14 protein-coding genes are annotated in these 18,703 nt (G+C 35.6%); 12 read left to right on the forward strand and 2 right to left on the reverse strand.

Annotated features, from left to right (window positions below):
- The first annotated feature begins 5 nt into the window (after positions 1-5).
- The 8 genes from ACXGSQ_RS13060 (at position 6) to ACXGSQ_RS13095 (ending at position 7,792) form a co-directional block, all read left to right on the forward strand.
- A complete protein-coding gene (locus ACXGSQ_RS13060; protein ID WP_458626598.1) occupies positions 6-1,211 on the forward strand; it encodes an efflux RND transporter periplasmic adaptor subunit in 1,206 nt (401 codons plus the stop codon).
- A 9-nt stretch (positions 1,212-1,220) separates the two neighbouring features.
- A complete protein-coding gene (locus ACXGSQ_RS13065; protein WP_458626599.1) occupies positions 1,221-1,964 on the forward strand; it encodes an ABC transporter ATP-binding protein in 744 nt (247 codons plus the stop codon).
- A 2-nt stretch (positions 1,965-1,966) separates the two neighbouring features.
- The gene (locus tag ACXGSQ_RS13070) at positions 1,967-3,187 is read left to right on the forward strand and encodes an ABC transporter permease (protein ID WP_458626600.1); all 1,221 of its coding nucleotides are present in this window, start codon (positions 1,967-1,969) and stop codon (positions 3,185-3,187) included.
- A 364-nt stretch (positions 3,188-3,551) separates the two neighbouring features.
- Positions 3,552-4,589 (forward strand): sensor histidine kinase, encoded by a 1,038-nt coding sequence (locus tag ACXGSQ_RS13075; protein ID WP_458626601.1) that lies wholly within the window; start codon positions 3,552-3,554, stop codon positions 4,587-4,589.
- 2 nt (positions 4,590-4,591) lie between these two features.
- Positions 4,592-5,320, forward strand: a complete 729-nt coding sequence (locus ACXGSQ_RS13080; RefSeq protein WP_458626602.1) for a LytR/AlgR family response regulator transcription factor — start codon at positions 4,592-4,594, stop codon at positions 5,318-5,320.
- Between the two features lie 132 nt (positions 5,321-5,452).
- Entirely contained in the window at positions 5,453-5,752 is a 300-nt protein-coding gene (locus ACXGSQ_RS13085; RefSeq protein WP_458626603.1) for a hypothetical protein, read from the forward strand.
- 256 nt (positions 5,753-6,008) lie between these two features.
- Entirely contained in the window at positions 6,009-6,593 is a 585-nt protein-coding gene (locus tag ACXGSQ_RS13090; protein ID WP_458626604.1) for a DUF6515 family protein, read from the forward strand.
- 194 nt (positions 6,594-6,787) lie between these two features.
- Positions 6,788-7,792 carry an LLM class flavin-dependent oxidoreductase gene (locus ACXGSQ_RS13095; protein ID WP_458626605.1) on the forward strand — a complete coding sequence of 335 codons (1,005 nt, stop codon included), beginning with the start codon at positions 6,788-6,790 and terminating at the stop codon, positions 7,790-7,792.
- A gap of 97 nt (positions 7,793-7,889) precedes the next feature.
- Here ACXGSQ_RS13095 and ACXGSQ_RS13100 read toward each other — a convergent pair whose 3' ends face one another.
- Positions 7,890-9,368: a collagen-binding domain-containing protein gene (locus tag ACXGSQ_RS13100; RefSeq protein ID WP_458626606.1), complete on the reverse strand. Its 1,479-nt coding sequence runs from the start codon at positions 9,366-9,368 to the stop codon at positions 7,890-7,892.
- Positions 9,369-9,560: 192 nt separating this feature from the next.
- Positions 9,561-10,427, reverse strand: coding sequence for an outer membrane beta-barrel protein (locus ACXGSQ_RS13105; RefSeq protein WP_458626607.1), 867 nt, complete (start codon positions 10,425-10,427; stop codon positions 9,561-9,563).
- A 254-nt stretch (positions 10,428-10,681) separates the two neighbouring features.
- Here ACXGSQ_RS13105 and ACXGSQ_RS13110 point away from each other — a divergent pair, with 254 nt between their 5' ends.
- From ACXGSQ_RS13110 to ACXGSQ_RS13125, 4 genes are all read left to right on the forward strand, one after another.
- Positions 10,682-13,222, forward strand: coding sequence for a DUF7619 domain-containing protein (locus tag ACXGSQ_RS13110; protein WP_458626608.1), 2,541 nt, complete (start codon positions 10,682-10,684; stop codon positions 13,220-13,222).
- 122 nt (positions 13,223-13,344) lie between these two features.
- Complete coding sequence (locus ACXGSQ_RS13115; RefSeq protein ID WP_458626609.1) at positions 13,345-14,241, forward strand: helix-turn-helix domain-containing protein; 897 nt, start codon at positions 13,345-13,347, stop codon at positions 14,239-14,241.
- Between the two features lie 227 nt (positions 14,242-14,468).
- On the forward strand, positions 14,469-15,491 hold the full coding sequence (locus ACXGSQ_RS13120; protein ID WP_458626610.1) for an efflux RND transporter periplasmic adaptor subunit: 1,023 nt from the start codon (positions 14,469-14,471) through the stop codon (positions 15,489-15,491).
- A gap of 15 nt (positions 15,492-15,506) precedes the next feature.
- Entirely contained in the window at positions 15,507-18,701 is a 3,195-nt protein-coding gene (locus ACXGSQ_RS13125; protein WP_458626611.1) for an efflux RND transporter permease subunit, read from the forward strand.
- The last annotated feature ends 2 nt before the right edge of the window (positions 18,702-18,703 follow it).

The following is an 18,703-nucleotide window of genomic DNA, read 5'->3' on the forward strand; positions in this document are numbered from 1 at the left end:
CCATCATGAAAAAAAATAAGAAAACTATAATCATAACCAGTATTGCAGTTCTAGTAATTGCCTTTGCAAGCTACACTTTCTTAAAGGGTGACGATGCTATGGTTATCGAAGCGAAAACAATAGTGGCAAAAAAAGCAGACGTCACCACAATGGTTACTGCGACAGGAACCATAGAACCAATTACTCAGGTTGAAGTTGGGACACAAGTATCTGGTGTTGTAGAAAAAATATATGTAGACTATAACAGTGTGGTTACCGAAGGACAGCTCATTGCAGAATTGGATAAAACCAATCTTAATGCAGCTAAAACTCAAGCACAAGCAGCTTATGATAATGCCATAAGCCAAAGAAACTACATGAAAACGATTTACGACAGACAAAAAACTTTGTTCGATAATCAGGTTATTAGTAAATCCGATTTTGATGATGCCAACTATAATTATCAAACCGCGAAAGGAACAGTAACACAACGTTATTCTGATTTGCAACAGGCAATAACCAATTTAGAGTATGCCAATATTTACTCGCCTATAGATGGGGTAGTATTGTCTAGAGATATTGACGAAGGGCAAACCGTAGCAGCAAGTTTAAGCACACCAACCTTATTTACCATTGCACAAGACTTAAAAGAAATGCAAGTGGAAGCGGATGTGGATGAAGCTGATATCGGACAAGTAATAGAAGGACAACGTGTAGAATTTACAGTAGATGCCTACCTAGGAGAGACCTTTGAAGGTGAAGTAACACAAGTGCGTTTAGACCCAACAGTTACTTCAAATGTTGTAACATATACCGTTGTCATTAAGGCACATAATCCAGACTTAAAACTAAAACCAGGATTAACAGCAACCATCTCTATTTACACTTTAGAATTAAGTGATGTGTTAACTGCAGAGGCTAAAGCCATCAACTTTAAACCAGAAAGAGAAGTATTAGCAACATATAATCAACAACATGGCTTAGAAACAAAAAATAGCGAAAGATCTAGAGAAGCCACTGCACTTTGGGTGTTAGGTACTGATGGATCAATTACACCGAAGATGGTAACACTTGGTGCCAGTGATGGTGTTAATGTTCAAATTTTAAGCGGAATTTCCGAAGGTGATAAATTAGTGTACAGTTTAAAAGGAGTTTCTAAATCGGAAGCTGGAACTGAGGAAAAAAGTGAAAGTCCTTTTATGCCACAACGCCCAGGCGGTAACAGAAAATAATAGAGAACGATGAGTAAAGAAATCATAAAAATACAAGATTTAAAACGTGAGTTTACCATGGGAACCGAAACGGTTCATGCCTTAAAAGGTATCTCGTTCTCAATAAAAGAAGGTGAGTTTGTTACCATAATGGGGTCTAGTGGATCTGGTAAAAGTACCATGCTAAATATCTTAGGCTGTTTAGATCAACCCACCTCTGGAACCTATGAAATTGATGGTGTAAGTGTAAAAGATCTCAGCAGAAATGAATTAGCAACCATTAGAAACGAAAAGATTGGGTTTATTTTTCAATCTTATAATTTATTAGCTAGAACATCGGCTATAGAAAATGTAGAATTACCATTGTTGTATAACAGTAAAGTGTCTACAGAAGAACGCAGAAAACGAGCTATTGAAGCTTTAAAAAAAGTTGGACTCGGAGAACGTTTACATCATACACCAGCACAACTTTCTGGTGGTCAACAACAACGTGTAGCGATTGCCAGATCATTGGTTAACAACCCCGTAATGATACTCGCTGATGAAGCTACAGGGAACTTAGATACACGAACCTCGTACGAGATCATGTCTTTATTTCAAGAATTAAATAAACAAGGTATTACTATCACGTTTGTAACACACGAACCAGATATAGCCACGTTTAGTAGCAGAACTATTGTATTAAAAGATGGAGATATTATGCAAGATTATAATAATCATAATATACTATCTGCAGCAAGTGAATTAGCCAAATTACCTAAACAAGACCATTAATTATGAGACTATTAAATTTATTTAAAATCGCAACAAAGGCTATTGTTCTTAACAAAACGAGAACTTTGTTGACTATGTTAGGCATTATCATTGGTGTGGCATCCGTAATTGCTATGTTAGCTATTGGTGAGGGCTCTAAGGAAAGTATTCGAACTACTATTTCTGCCATGGGTTCTAATATGATAACCATACAACCAGGTGCAGACAATAGAGGTCCAGCAAGAGGTAGTGGAGGAGATGTACAAACATTGACACTCGCTAATTATGAGACGATAAAAGCGCAATCCGATTTAATTAGTTACATCACGCCTGTAGTTAATGGTAATGGACAAATTATTAACGGTTCTAACAACTGGCCTTCTTCTATTTACGGAGTGAATCCTGAATATTTAGATATCAAGGTGGTTGGTTTACAGAGTGGAAGCATGTTTACAGATGCTGAAGTTAAATCAGCTTCTAAAGTAGCCGTGATAGGACAAACTGTAGTAGATAATGTGTTTCCTGATGGTCAAGACCCTGTGGGTCAAATGATTCGTTTTAACAATATACCGTTTAAAGTAATTGGAGTATTAGAAGAAAAAGGGGAGAATACGTTTGGTCAAGATCAAGATGATGTTGTGATTGCTCCTTATACTACAGTACAAAAACGTATTCTGGCAATCGATCACTTGAATCAAATTATAGCATCTGCGATTAGTGAAGATGATGCACCAGCTGCCGTAGAGCAGTTGAGTGCTATATTGCGTACAGAACATAAATTATTGGATAGTGAAGAAGATGATTTTACCGTGCGTTCTATGGAAGAGTTGATATCTACCTTTAGTTCTACCAGTGAAATGTTAACCATTTTATTAGTTGCAGTCGCTAGTATATCATTGTTAATTGGTGGTATTGGAATTATGAATATTATGTACGTGTCCGTAAAAGAACGAACCAAAGAGATAGGTCTTAGAATGGCAGTTGGTGCTAAAGGAGCAGATATTTTAATGCAGTTTTTAATTGAAGCTATTTTAATTAGCATTACAGGAGGTGTATTGGGGGTGCTATTAGGTCTTGGAGCTTCTGTCTTTATTGAAGAATTTTTAAACTGGCCTACAAGTGTCGCACTATATTCTATCGTTATCTCTTTTGCGGTATGTGCCGTAACCGGTATCTTTTTTGGGTGGTATCCAGCAAGAAAAGCATCGGCTTTAGATCCAATTACAGCTTTACGCTACGAGTAATAGTAATTTTCACGTGATGTAAATTTAATAATAGTAATTATGAAAACGATAGCTAAAATTAAAATTCTTAGTGTAACTATGGTGGTTTTGGTTTTGCTACAGTCTTGTAAAGAGAAAAATACAGATACTAAAACCAATGTTACTACCAATAATGTGAACAAATGACAATGGCACTGTAACCGACAATAACATAGGGTTAATGTGGCAAGCCATTCCAACGATAAATCATAATGTTCATATAGCAAATCCGTGAAACTGTCTATTCTATATAAAATTGAAGACAAATAGTTTTACCTTTGGTTTAGAGGAGTAACGTTGTAATAAATCCCTTCATTTTTTTCAAATATAGAATAGAATATAAGTAATGCATAAAAATAAAAACATAACAATCTTTTTACACCTACTAGTCTGGCTAACACTATTTTGCTTACCCTATTTAATATCGTATGGTGAAGAACAAGAGTTAGATAGAATTAAAGCGCATTTTTGGATTCCATTAGCCTTTTCGGCAATAATCTTCTATTTTAATTATTTTGTAATAGTAGATCGCTTTTTATTTACTAAAAAAATGCTCCATTTTGTAGCCATAAATGCTGTTATGATCACTTTCTTTTTGTTCCTAAAAGAATATATTGAAGACAACTTTTTTCAAGACATTCTAAAAAAACGTCTTGAAAACATTGAAAGGGCAAGACCTCCATTTAAAATGGCAATCTATCTACAGGTGCTGTCGTATATGGCGCCCTTATTGTTTTCAATTGCTTTAAAAACTACACAACGTTGGAACAAAACCGAAGCAGAACGTAAAGAGGCTGCTAATTTTAAACTGAAATCAGAACTACAGCATTTGCATTACCAATTGCAACCGCATTTCTTTTTTAATTCATTAAATAATATTTATTCTTTAGTCGATATTTCGCCAGACCAAGCCAAATCATCTATTCACAGTTTAAGTAAGTTGATGCGTTATATGTTGTATGAGACCAATGTAGAATCTATTCCGCTAACTAAGGAAATCGATTTTCTTAAAAAATATATCGATTTAATGAAATTAAGAATCTCAGACAAAACATCGGTGAGCTATACCTTTCCTATTAAAGAAACAGGTATTCAAATAGCTCCATTGTTATTTATTTCGCTAATTGAAAATGCCTTTAAACATGGGGTTTCAGCAACTAAAACAAGTAGCATTGATATTAACATGACTTGCGATGATGATACCGTTATATTCTCGGTAGAAAACAATAATTTCCCGAAGAAAACCGACGATAAAAGTGGGTCTGGTATCGGACTTCAAAATTTAGAAAAACGACTAGAACTATTGTATGCCGATAAATTTAATTTTAAAACTTTTGTAAAAAATGATCGGTTTTTAGTTACATTAGAAATTCAAACCGACTGAATATGAGCAACTTTAAAATCACCTGTAGCATAGTAGACGATGAGCCTATGGCACTTAATTTAGTAGAAAACTATGTAGAAAAAACACCCTTTCTAGAGTTAAAAAACAAATTTAGTAGTGCCATTGAAGCCATGGAAATTCTTAAAAACAACCCCGTAGATTTACTCTTTTTAGACATACAAATGCCAGATCTTACAGGTATTGAGTTTTCTAAAATGTTACCTAAAGAAACCCGTGTTATTTTTACCACCGCTTTTGATCATTATGCCTTAGAAGGTTTTAAGGTCGAGGCGATTGACTACTTACTAAAACCCTTTGATTATGCCGAATTTTTAGCCGCTGCCAACAAAGCCAATACCTGGTTTGAGCTGGTAAAAGGGAAACGAAAAAGCATCTTATCTGAAGAAAAAGAATTCCTCTTTGTAAAATCAGAATACAAACAACTGCGCGTTAAATTAGCAGACGTTTTATATTTTGAAGGGCTTAAAGACTATATCAAAATATGGTTAAAAGACACCCCAAAGCCTATCTTAACCCTAATGAGCTTAAAATCGCTAGAGGAAGAACTACCCGAAACACAATTCATGCGCGTACACCGTTCCTTTATCGTATCACTAAATAATATCGATGTTATTGAACGTAGTCAAATTATTATCAACGAGCAACGGATTACAGTCTCAGAACAATACAAGTCAAAATTTCTAGAATTTATCAATAACAACTCATTATAATAACCTGTCGGTTCTGATTCGTCTATAGAATAGTCTATTTAAGCAGCAAATAGATAGGGACTGTATATTCCTTTTCTAAATACCATTCCATAAAATTACATTTGCACCAGCATTAAAAATAATTTTATAAATATGAAAAAAACAATACTATCATTAACAGTAGTAATCTCAATGTTCAGCTGTAATAGTGTAAAAGACGTTAATACCTCAACAGTATCTCAAGCTGCAACCTTATTAAGCTCATTAAGCTCTAATGCAACGGTTCAACAAATTACAACACTGTTTAGTTTATTAGATACGAATAACGATGAAGCCATTAGTACTAATGAAGCGATAGGTTCTGTGGCCGATAATTTTAAGGTTTTAGATACCGATAGTAATGCAAGCTTAAACCTAACAGAACTAACAGGTTTATTAAGTTTACTAAAATAAATACCCTATAAATTAATTAATAGCAGTAAAAGGTATACTAAACTTAATAGTATACCTTTTTTTGCACCTAATGCAAAGAGGTGAATGGGCACACCACCATAAACAAATCCATAAAATTTATGTATTGGTAGATACAATCTGAGCATCCGTCTATTTGCTTTTTTTAACATAAATATTACGAATACCTTTAAACCATCGATCATAAATAGAGTCTTAGAAAGTGATTGAAAATGTTGAATTTTAAAAATTTAGAATTATGAAAGCACTTATAAAAACACTCGTATTACCAGCATTGCTATTAATAGGGACAGCAACACAGGTTTCAGCACAAACAAAGCGTAGTAATACAAAACAAAAAACGACCACAGTCGTTAGTAAGGCTAACAACAGAAGAGTCTCAAGCACTAAGGTTATTTACAAAAAACCAACACGTAAAATCGTTTCTGTAAGGTCTATACCAAACAAAACCATTGTAAAACATAAGGGACAAAATTACTATTATTCAAATAATAAGTTTTATACCCAATCTAGAGGACATTACATCGTTATTGCTCCTAAAGTAGGCTTTAGAATAAAGACCTTACCAACAAACCATAAACTCATACGCTTCAACACACATAATTATTACATCGCACAAGGCATCTTTTATATTCAAATAAATAATGAATATGAAGTGGTCGATCCAGAAATAGGAACTGTCGTTTATGAGCTTCCAGAAGATTATGAAAAAGTAACCATAGACGGACAAACCTATTACGAATACGCTAATATACTCTATGAAAAAGTACAAGTAGATGGTACTAGAGCTTATGAAGTGGTTGGTATTATAGATATGGAATAGAAAAAAACATGAATTAGATTAGATTAGATTAGATTAGATTGATTGGAAAAAAAGGAGGGCGTTTTTAAAACGGCTCTCCTTTTTGGATTTTATAAATAATTCAACTAGAAATGTAATTACCTTTGTAAATCGCAAGCTAAACATCCGACTAAATTAGCCTTGCAACATTTAACTATACCCAAATTAATAACATCATGAACGCTAAACATACAACATATTCCATATTAGACCTGGCTTTAGTGTCAGAAGACCACACCTTACAACAAACCTTTAATAACGTACTAAAACTAGCGCAACATGCCGAAACCTATGGCTATACACGCTATTGGTTAGCTGAACACCATAACGCTTCTAATATTGGAAGTAGTGCAACTTCTATATTAATTGGTTATGTAGCCCAAGGCACCAAAACCCTAAGAGTGGGTTCTGGTGGGATTATGCTACCCAACCATTCTCCTTTAATTATTGCTGAACAATTCGGAACCTTAGGAACCATATATCCTAATAGAATTGATTTAGGCCTAGGTAGAGCGCCTGGTACTGACCGAGAAACAGCAGAAGCCATTCGTTTCGATTTTATGCAAGCCGCACAGTCCTTTCCTATTGAAATAGAAAAAATACAAACTTATTTTTCTATCGAAAATGAAGATGCCAAAGTACGGGCCACAGTTGCCGAAGGGGTCAACGTACCGCTTTACATCTTAGGATCAAGTACCGATAGTGCACATTTAGCAGCTAAAAAAGGACTGCCTTATGCGTTTGCCAGTCATTTTGCTACCACACACTTATGGGATGCCATAAGCATTTACCGTAAAGAATTCCAACCATCTGATGCACTCCAAAAACCATACGTAATGGCCGGAGTTAATATTATCATAGCGGATACCGACGAAGAGGCTGAACGCCTAGCAACGTCTTTAATACGAATGATTGTAGGTATATTTACAGGAAGACGTGCTAACGTACAGCCTCCAACAGATATGACGGAAGAGTTAAGGGATATCATGAGAAACCCGCAAGTTCACCAAATGCTAAAGTATAGCTTTATTGGTAGTAAAGCCACAGTTAAAGCCCAAGTTAAGGAGTTTATGGAGCAAACCCAAGCCGACGAACTTATTGCCGTTACGAATATTTATGATATCAAAGACCGCATCAAATCGTATAAATTATTTGCGGAAATCATGGAGGAATTAAAGTAATTGCTAATATACAGAACACGCCATTAAAGGCTCTAAATAATAAAAGCCAGTTAGAAATAATTCTAACTGGCTTTTATATTTTTAAGAGATGACTCGTTTAAAACGAAAGGATTTGTTTCACAATAGTCCCTTCACTAGTCTTAAAACGAACAAATAAAACAGCATTGCCTTTAGCAATATCTGATAAATCCAATTGTATCACCTTAGAGGCATTAGACGTACTTGCCAAATTAGAGATACGTTTAACTAAGCTTCCTCTAATATCATAGATATCAATTTCAGCTGTCTCATCTAGAGTCGAGGAATATTTCAAATTAACAATACCATTAAATGGAGTCGGGTAGGCCTCAAAACTAAAACTACTACGGTACGAAGGTCCAGCGGCAGCACCACCACTACAAGCATCTCCAATACCATCTCCATCAGAATCCACTTGATCCGTATTATAGGTATAAACACAATTATCTATACAATCCGCAACACCATCACCATCAGTATCTGCAAAGCCTTCGTCTATAACACCATCACCATTATTATCAATACCATCACAAATTTCTTCAGATGTTGTTGGTGGAAAATCAATAGTGGTATCAAATAAATAAGGATGTACTTCTCCTGAGTTCTGCTCAAATGTTTCAGCAATAATCTGTCCATCAATATTAAATTGACTTCGATTATTAAAACGAGCACTTGGTGCGTAAATAGTCCCATAAATTTGAGCACCTCCTGTATAATCTATAGTAGAACTCACATCTGCAAAATTATATAAAACATATGGCGCATAACTAAGCGGACTGCCTACAATATTAGGCCAACTGTCTAAACTAACAACAGCAGCACCAACACTAACATCGGTCAGGTTAATAATAAATGGCGTTGTTTCTGAAGGAATTATAGAATTAAACTTTAATTCACTCAAACTATTAAATTCAGCAACAGTCAAATTAAGAATATTGGTCACATTAGGTGTTAAATCGACCCATAGCTTACCTTGGCTAAATTCATTCAAGTTCCAAGACACATTAGTAGTAAGTGTACTTAAGTCATCCGAAACAGCGGCAAACGTACTAAACGCAGCTGAAAAATCAATTTGAGGATCTCCGGCAATAGAGGCTGCACTTTGTGGGGTTGAAAGCGCAATGTTTGGAGTACTATCAAAATGACCTCCAAGAGGAGTTATTCGAGTATTACTAGGCACATTGTTCTGATCCACTTCAAAAATAGTGCTAGTTGACAAATCACCGATTTTAATATAGTTGTTTTCTAAGACTTGTAAACGACCAGACACATAGTGCACTTTGCCGTTCACCACTAAAGCAGTAGCCTGACTATCCCCATTGTAATACTGAACACCTCCAAAGATATTCAAAGTACCGTCGAGCGTTAAATCTCCACCAACCGCCCAAGAACCTTCAGATTCTGTCTTTATAGCAATAGCATCACCAGAGGTAAATACATTAAACTGCTGTGCTGCAGCGGTAGGATGAATGGGGTTGGTTTGGGCGCCGAGACGGTCTGTAGCATTAAACAATAAGGAGCCGACAACTAAATTGAAGAGTACAATTTTCGCTTTCATAAAATGTTATTTGTAGGTTAAGTACAACAAAAATAACATTTTAAGCATTAATTACGTGTCGTTCATCGAATAGTCGCCAAATTTTCAAAAACCCAAAATCCAATAAAGATTTACCTACAAAACACAGCTCCCTATAATACCTCGCGTAGCAATCAATAGAAAGTCCCCTTCAATGCTAGGGTATATAAGCCCTTAAGATTTAGTCGTTTCCGTTTTTTTAAACTTATAAATAATACCAAAATTAATACCAAAGGACGAATAAGGTACTTTCACCGCCAATTCTTTCGACGAATCCGTATTATCACTAGGCAACTCATCAACATAAGTCGTCGTTTTATGAGTGCCTGCAGGTAAATTGTCTATAGTATAAAGCCCTTCTACAGCAACCTTACCATCAGGTAAAACAACATTGGTATTAAATTCGGTAATTTCAGAATCTTTTCGCTTCAAACTAATACCATAATATTCAGCTTCTGCAAACACACTAAAGTTTTCACTTAACGGATACTCATAGCCAATAGCTGCGACAAAACCTAAAGGGAATTGACCGTGGTAATCTTCTACATAGTTCGTTTCAGAATACGAGCCAAGCGGTACACCTATAGCATCCGCTTCTGCCTGAGAAAATGTCGCTTTTTGATACACTACAGCTTCGGTCTTACCTCCCAATTTAACAAGGGCACCAATTCGACCATAAACATTAGAATCAAAACGATAAACCAAAGACGCCGCAGCTCCAAAAGCACGTGCTCTAGCCACCGCATCAACATCATAGCCTGTAAAATGGACTTTAGAAATCGTCTGATCAGAACCGTGCAGATACCCCAAACTTAAATCAACTCCAAAACGCTCATTAAAATAATAAGTCCCGCGCAATTGAGCATTAAGCCCTTCTCCATAACTACCATAAGCATTTTCTGTACCACTAGAGTTCTGAATTTCCCCCGTCTTCATTCCGGCACTACCAATAGCATAACCACCACCGGCCGAAACTTGAAATTGTGCATAAGCTGTGCTGCTTAGCAATAACGCTGTAAATACAATAAGAATCTGTTTCATAATAAAAGATTTTGAAGACAAAAAATAGCCTTACTAAAGATACGATTTCTTAAAGGCTTTTACCGTTAAGTTTTTCATAATTATTAAGCACAATTCAGATAAATTCAATACTAATACAGTCTAAATAAGCGCCGCTTACAGCGTTTTATTCTAAATGAAAAATTCTTAAATCTTCTACCACCCGCCCCAATATTATATTCTTAATAATATTAGTGTATATTAGTATCCAAATCCTCCCAATTTACCTACTAAAAATGAAAAAAATCACAACATTTCTATTGGTATTAAACGCTATGTTTAGTACACAAATACATGCTCAAGTTCAAATTGGAGAGGATATAGACGGAGAAGCGTCATTAGAATTATTAGGGAGTTCTGCCATTTCAGATAATGGCTCTATAATTGCCGTTGGCTCTAGAAGAAATGAAAGCAGTGGTACAAATGCTGGTCAGGTTAAAGTATACAGTAATGAAAATAATCAGTGGGTACAATTAGGCAGCACGTTAAGTGGTAATGAAAACGACTATTTAGGTGGTAGCTTAGACTTGTCTTCAGATGGTACTATTTTGGCAGTAACTGCTAGTTTTGTTAACAATTACGTCCAAGTTTTTAACTATAACGGTACAGACTGGCTTCCTTATGGTAATCAAATTATAAACCCATCAGAAGACGGTACCTTTGCTCCGTCATCTGTAGCCTTATCTAGCAATGGTAACAGAATCGCAATCGGATATCCAAATAATGATGATAATGGAAGCAATACCGGACAGGTGATCATTTACGATTATAATGGTACAGATTGGGAACAAGTAGGTGACGTAATTAACGGTGTGGCAACAACGATAACTATAGACGAGAGATTTGGAAGTTCTGTGTCACTATCGGCAGATGGTAATAGAATGGCTGCTGGTGCTCCTGGAAGTGGTAATGCAGAAGGGCATGTTAGAGTATATGAATATGATGGCTCAAATTGGATTAAATTAGGCTTCGATTTCGGACCTGCAAATCAAGGTGGCTCTACAGGTGCAAGCGTGTCTTTATCTGCAAACGGATATCGTATTGCTATCAGTGTACCAGGTATCGGCGATGCAATCATTTACGATTATGATGGATCAGAATGGCAAATGGAAAAGTATTTCTATTTTAGTGATGCATCGCGGGTATCACTAGCTGCAGACGGTATGCGCATAGCTATTAGTGATCCTTTATATATTTGGACAGGCGATGATTGGTTTACAGGAGAATATGGTAGAATCAGAATCTATGACTTTGATGAATTGAGTAACGATTGGGTACACTTAGGTGAAGATATTATTGGTGAAGAGGCATGGGACCAATTTGGCGCTGATGTTTCCATATCTGCAGACGGAAAATCAGTAATTGCAGCTGCACCTAAAAATGATGATAATGGTTTAGATGGACAAGGGCAAATAAGAGTGTTCAATATCAGTTTTAATACCATTATAAGCCAAGTCTCTTTCGACGTACAAGAGCTGAACTGTACGGAAGGTGCTATGGTAGCAAATAACGTAAAAATAAAAATAACTAATGAAGATGGTGAACTTGTCTCATTCACTAACTTAGGAGGAATTTCTAAAGCACTGGTTCCAAACGGAACTTATACCGTAACACCAATCTTAGACGATACGCGCTTTGAAATAGATCCTTTAGATATGTTGGTGGAATTTGATGGTATAGCTGAAACTAGAACAATCTATTTTTGTATTAGGAGTCTTCAAATGGTTAACGATGTCACTACAACAATAACGCCTCTAGAATATGCACGTCCAGGTTTTGATGCACCATACAGAATCACCTATCAAAATTTAGGAACTACCATCCTTAATGGAGAGGTATCACTTCAATTCAATGAGGAATTGCAAGACTATATAGAAAGCTCAGAAATACCTAACAATGAAACTATAAATACGGTAACTTATAATTATACCAATCTACAACCTTTTGAAACACGGTATATCGATGTCACATTAAATACAAAAGCACCACCAATCGTAAATGCAGACGATATCTTAACCTTAGTCTCACAAATAAGTAGTAATCCTACAGATGATGCTTTAGACAATAACACATTTACACTCAATCAAACAGTCATCAATTCGTTTGACCCAAATGATAAACACGTTTTAGAAGGCGACCAAATTACAATAGAAGAAATTGAAGGCTATCTACATTATAGAATACGCTTTCAAAACACTGGTACTGCTAGTGCTATCAATGTCAGAGTAAGAGATGTGTTAAGTGATAACCTCAATTGGGATACTTTCTTGCCAATAACCGCAAGCCATTCGTATAGTACACAAATAGTAAATGGTAATCTTGTCGATTTTAATTTCGAAAATATCCTATTGCCAGCAGAACAAGACAACGAGCCTGATAGTCATGGTTTTGTGGCCTTTAAAGTAAAACCTAAAGCCAATATCCAAATAGGAGATATCATTACCGGTAATGCCAACATATACTTCGATTATAACTTACCTATTATTACCAATACTGTTAACACAGAGGTCGTCAACGAAACATTAAGTCTAAATGCTAATAGCTTAGAACCAAATATTAAAGTCTATCCCAATCCTGCAAACCATAGCCTTTACATTATAACCAAACAAGGTGTAGAGATTCAAAAAATAAGTTTATACACCGTAACTGGACAATTAATACTAGAAACCAATACTCCAAGTCACGTTTTAAACCTAAGCCCTTTTACAAAAGGAGTCTATTTTCTACACTTAGAATCTGATAAAGGTATTTTTACTAAAAAGATTGTGATTGAATAAATTGTTTCAACTAAGAAGTGTGCCATGGAATAATAACTAAATTCATCTATCTATGAAATCATTAAAACAAATACTAAATTTAATTATTATCTTAGATTTTAAATTAAATAGGAAATTTCCAATTGACCGATTCATATATAAAAAATCACACTATAACAGAGCTTATTAAAATTCTTGGAGATCCAGACCAAAGAGATGGCTTGCATGTACACATTTCACGTAATAACTTTGAAGAAATCCCTATAAGCTATCCATTTAGAGGAGATAGTTATTTTATTATTTTATTAATTTCTGGAACCATTACAATTCAGCTTAATTTAATTTCACAAACGCTTTCAAAAAACGATGTGATTATTGTAAAACCACAGACGGTAACTCATATTCTTAAAATGAGTCCAGAATTAACGATGGTTGCTATAAGTTTTAATGTCGATTTCATTCTTAAAAACGGATTTAAAAAAGAGGATTTTGATGCCTTCGATTTTTTTACGGCAAGCAATGTCCCTAAATTAAAATTATCAGACCAAGAAGCGAAATCTATAATTGAAACTTCTAAAATTTTAGAAAAACACAACAGATTTACTATTACCGAAATACCATATAGAGAAGAAGTAATCCTCGCATCCTTCCGGTTAATATTGTACCAATATGCGTCGTTCTATAAAAAAGCATATCCCAATCTCGAAGCAAAATTATCACGTCAAGAAGACCTTACCCTTCGTTTCTTAAACATTTTAAATGAAAACCTTAAACATGAACGGTCTGTTGAATTTTATGCAGATATTCTTTGCATTACCTCAGGTCATCTCTCTAAAATACTAAAGGAAACAACAGGTAAGACAGCCAATCAATTAATTGATGAAGCGGTAATTCTAGAAGCTAAAATACTATTAAACACACCTGCCTTAAGCATAGCTCAAATAGCACAAGAATTAAGATTTAGCGACCAATCTTTCTTTGGTAAATTCTTTAAAAGACACACAGGTTCTTCTCCTTCAGCATTTAGAAAAGCACTCTAAAACACAGCAATTACACATACATTTATTTGACCACATCTAAAGTCTTAACAAGCCACAAAAACACTAAATAACAGCTACTTATAGTTTAGTCTTAGTTATTGATCTTTTATAAATAACGGTTTTAGACCAATTTCAGCATTTTACAGACCTTTTGCAAGTCCTTTTATAGATGGAATTTTGCCCCATATATAAAATCCAAACAAAGGAAACTACAAAAATTGTAAACTATGAAACATGTCATCACTGTAACGGCACTTGTCCTTATGCTAGCAAGTTGTTCAGAAAAGAAAGAAACCACAAAAACAGAATCGATACCCACAGTAACGGTAAACCAAATTAAAAAAACAACCAGCAAAGAAACGCTTAATTATAGTGGAACTATTGAAGCCGATAATACCGTGTCTTTAGGGTTTTCTGTACCAGGGCGTATTTCAACAGTTTATGTTCAAGAAGGGCAGCGTGTAAAAAAAGGACAATTATTAGCTGCTATCGATGCTACGACGTACAAAAATGCATTCGATATCGCCAACGCAGGACTAGAACAAGCTAATGATAATTTTACAAGATTAAATGGTTTGTATGAAAAAGGAAGCTTACCTGAGCGCGACTTCATAGCCGTTAAAGTCGCTGTTGCACAAGCCAATGCCAATAAAAACTTAGCAGCTAAAAATCTTTCAGACTCTAAATTGTACGCACCGTTTTCTGGTATTATAACAGCTAAATTGACTGAAATCGGTGCCACAGCAGCACCTGGTGTTCCTGCTTTTACAGTAATGAAAACCGATAAGGTCTATGCCATAGCATCCATTACCGAATCTGAAATATCGAAACTAAAAATTGGAACCCCAGCGAACGTAGAAATTACTTCAATGGGCGAAACATTTAAAGGGAAAGTTGCCGTAGTTAATCCTAGTGCCGATGCACTCACCAGAACATTCAAAGTAAAAGTAAGGCTAGATAATACTGATAATAAATTACTACCTGGAATGATTAGTAATATTCAAATTAAAACGGATAACGACCAAAATATCATTTCTATTCCTGCAGAAGCCATCCTTAGAGATGCCAACAATAAGGTTTATGTATTTGTCTCAAAAGACAATAGAGCCATCAAAAAAAGAATAGCCATTAGTGGATTCCATGGAAACCAAGTCATTGTTACAGACGGTTTAGCAGAGCAAGATCTTATTATCGTTGCCGGACAGAGAACCTTAAAAGACGGACAAACCATAACTACTATAGCGAAATAAAAGACGATTGTAAACATGAAAAAAGTAAAGATAAACTTTATAGAAGCTGCAATGAAGTACCGTCAGGTTACCATTGTACTAACCGTATTACTCATGTTACTGGGCGTATATTCCTTAGCAACGATGGCGCGTAGTGAAGACCCACAAATTACGGTTCGTAAAGGCTTAGTAATAGCAGCCTTTCCTGGTGCAGATGAGTTACAAGTAGAACAACAACTCACAGATAAATTAGAACAATACTTATTTGGTTTTGAAGAAATAAGAAAAGAAAAAACCATTTCAGAAACCAAAGAAGGTCAAGTTATTATAACCGCTGAGTTAAATGAAAACGTAAAAGACACCGATCGGTTTTGGGCAACACTTCAACACGGTTTAAACACCACATTTAGGCAAAATTTTACGGTACCAACAGGTATTATTGGGCCCATAGTAAATAGTGATTTTGGAGATGTGGTAGCGCAAATGATTACCGTATCTGCACCGGAACGTAGTTATGCCGAAATAGAATCGTATTTAGATGTCTTAGAGGATGGCTTAAAAACCATTAATGAAACGTCTAAAATAAAACGTTATGGTGGACAAAAAGAACAAATCTATGTAACGGTTTTAGATGAAAAACTAAAACAATACGGCTTCGATTTTTCTACCATTGCCCAAACCATTCAAATGCAGAATAACACTGGCTATTCTGGTGGCATAACCTTACAAAACGCTGAGGTCTCTGTGTTTGCAAAAAACCAATACAAAAACGAAGTCGACTTAGGTAATCAAATTATTTATAGTAGTCCAGATGGTAAAGTGGTACGCCTAAAAGATGTGGCAAAAATTGAGCGTCGTTACGAAGAAACATCAAGTTTTATTAAAGTAGATGACAACAAGGTTATGATGCTTACCGTAGAAATGCAACCTGGCAATAACATTGTTCAGTTTGGCGAAAAACTAACTGATAAAATTGAACTGATAAAACAACAATTACCACAAGATGTCTCTATAAACACTATAGTCGATCAACCTGCAGTGGTAAAAGGAAGTATCAGTCACTTCATGCTAGAGTTCGTTATTGCTATCCTTGCTGTAATTATAGTTGTAATTATACTATTACCGTTTAGAGTCGCTATCGTTTCAGCTGTTGCTTGTCCTATTGCTATTGTCATCACATTTGGAGTCTTAAACATTTTAGGAATTGAAATTCACCAAGTAACATTGGCTGCCTTAATTATTGTACTGGGTATGGTAGTGGATAACGCTATCGTAGTCGTCGATAATTATATTGAAAAGTTAGATGAAGGCGAAGAGCATTGGACAGCCGCTTGGCAAAGTGCGACGCAATTAATGGTACCTATTTTCACAGCAACCATGGCTATTATTTTTGCTTTTCTACCACTTGCTTTTTTCTTAAACGGTATTGCAAAAGAATTTATACAAGCCTTACCAGTAGCTGTCACTGTAGCCTTATTTACATCACTATTGGTCGCGTTATTATTAACACCATACATGTGTTATGTATTTATCAAAAAAGGTTTAAAACATAAAGTTAGCGATCAATTAGAAAAGACATCTTTATTAGATAAATTACAAATTAGATTTAATAATGCTTTAGATCTTAGTTTTAGATATCCAAAAACAACATTATTAATAGGCTTATCTTCAGTAGGTGTAGCTTTACTTTTAGCCTCAGGGCTTGAGCAAGAATTATTTCCAACGGCAGAAAGAAACCAATTTAATATTGAAGTGTGGTTACCTAACGGAGGAAGCTTAGAGCAAACAGAACAGGTGGTGAGCCGCATTGAAACCGAGATAAAAGGCGATGAGCGTGTTCTTGGAATTGCTAGCTTCGTAGGGACAAGTTCACCAAGATTTCATTCAACCTATGCACCAGAATTTCCACGGAAAAACTTCGCACAAATATTCATTACCACCACAAGTAAAGAAGCGACTCAAGAATTAGCGGATGCTTATATTGAAAAGTTCGACGGTTTTGTGCAAGACGGCTATATCCGAGTGCGACAATTGTCTATGAAAGAAACGCCTGCACCAATCGAAGTTCGTATTGTTGGTGAGCATCTAAACGACCAAAAACGCGTCGCAGAAAAAGTTGCGGCTATTTTAAACACAACCGAAGGCACCAACTGGGTAAGATCATCTTATCAAGATGATTATTACGGTGTTAATGTCAACCTAAAAGATGACAAAGCAAATAGGCTAGGAGTCACCAATGCTATGGTATCGCAAACTTTAGGTGCTGGCTTAAAAGGGTATCCGGTTTCTACACTTTATGAAGGAGATAAAGCAATTGATATTGTATTGCGCTACAATAGTGACAATCGTAAAAACATAGACCATCTAAGAGAGCTAAGTATCTCTACCGCATTCGGCACAAAGGTACCATTAAAAGAAGTCGCAGAGATTACACCAGAATGGCATACAGGTGTCATTACACATCGTAATGGTCTAAGAACACTTACCGTACGCGCTGAAACTCAAATGGGATTGAAAGCAGCCACAGTACAAAGCAATATCATGCCAAAAATAGCAGATATTCAATTACCAGAAGGTATTACGATTAATTACGGTGGTGAATATGAAAGCTCTAATGAAACTGCACCAGGTATGATGATGTCTTTAAGCATCAGTCTAATATTAATCTTCTTAGTGTTATTATTTCAATTTAAAGATTTTACAAAAGTCTTAGTCGTATTAGCCACCTTTCCATTGAGTTTATTAGGAGCTTTTTTAGGACTAATGCTAACCAATAATCCTTTCGGCTTTACAGCATTTATGGGAGTCATCAGCTTAATTGGTATCGTGGTAAGAAATGGAATTATCCTAGTCGATTATGCCGATGAGCTCGTTTTAGAGCATGGTTATACCATCAAAGCAGCTGCCAAAGCCTCTGGAAAAAGACGTATGCGACCTATTTTCTTAACCTCTATTGCTGCTGCTGTTGGAGTGGTGCCAATGATTATTGGAAAATCACCACTTTGGGCACCCTTAGGTAGTGTATTGGCGGTCGGTTTAATCGTGTCTATGATTTTAACCTTGTTCGTAGTTCCGGTATTGTATTACAAATTTGTTAAGCCTAAAGCTGATGTGGTACATCCACATCCTGACGCTGAGGAATTTGACCCCATTCTATACAAACCTAAGAAAAGTAGAACGGCTAGAAAATTAGCAGTTCTTAAACATAAATTGAAAAAACGTATCAAATAACA

Source organism: Winogradskyella sp. PC D3.3 (assembly GCF_054366245.1).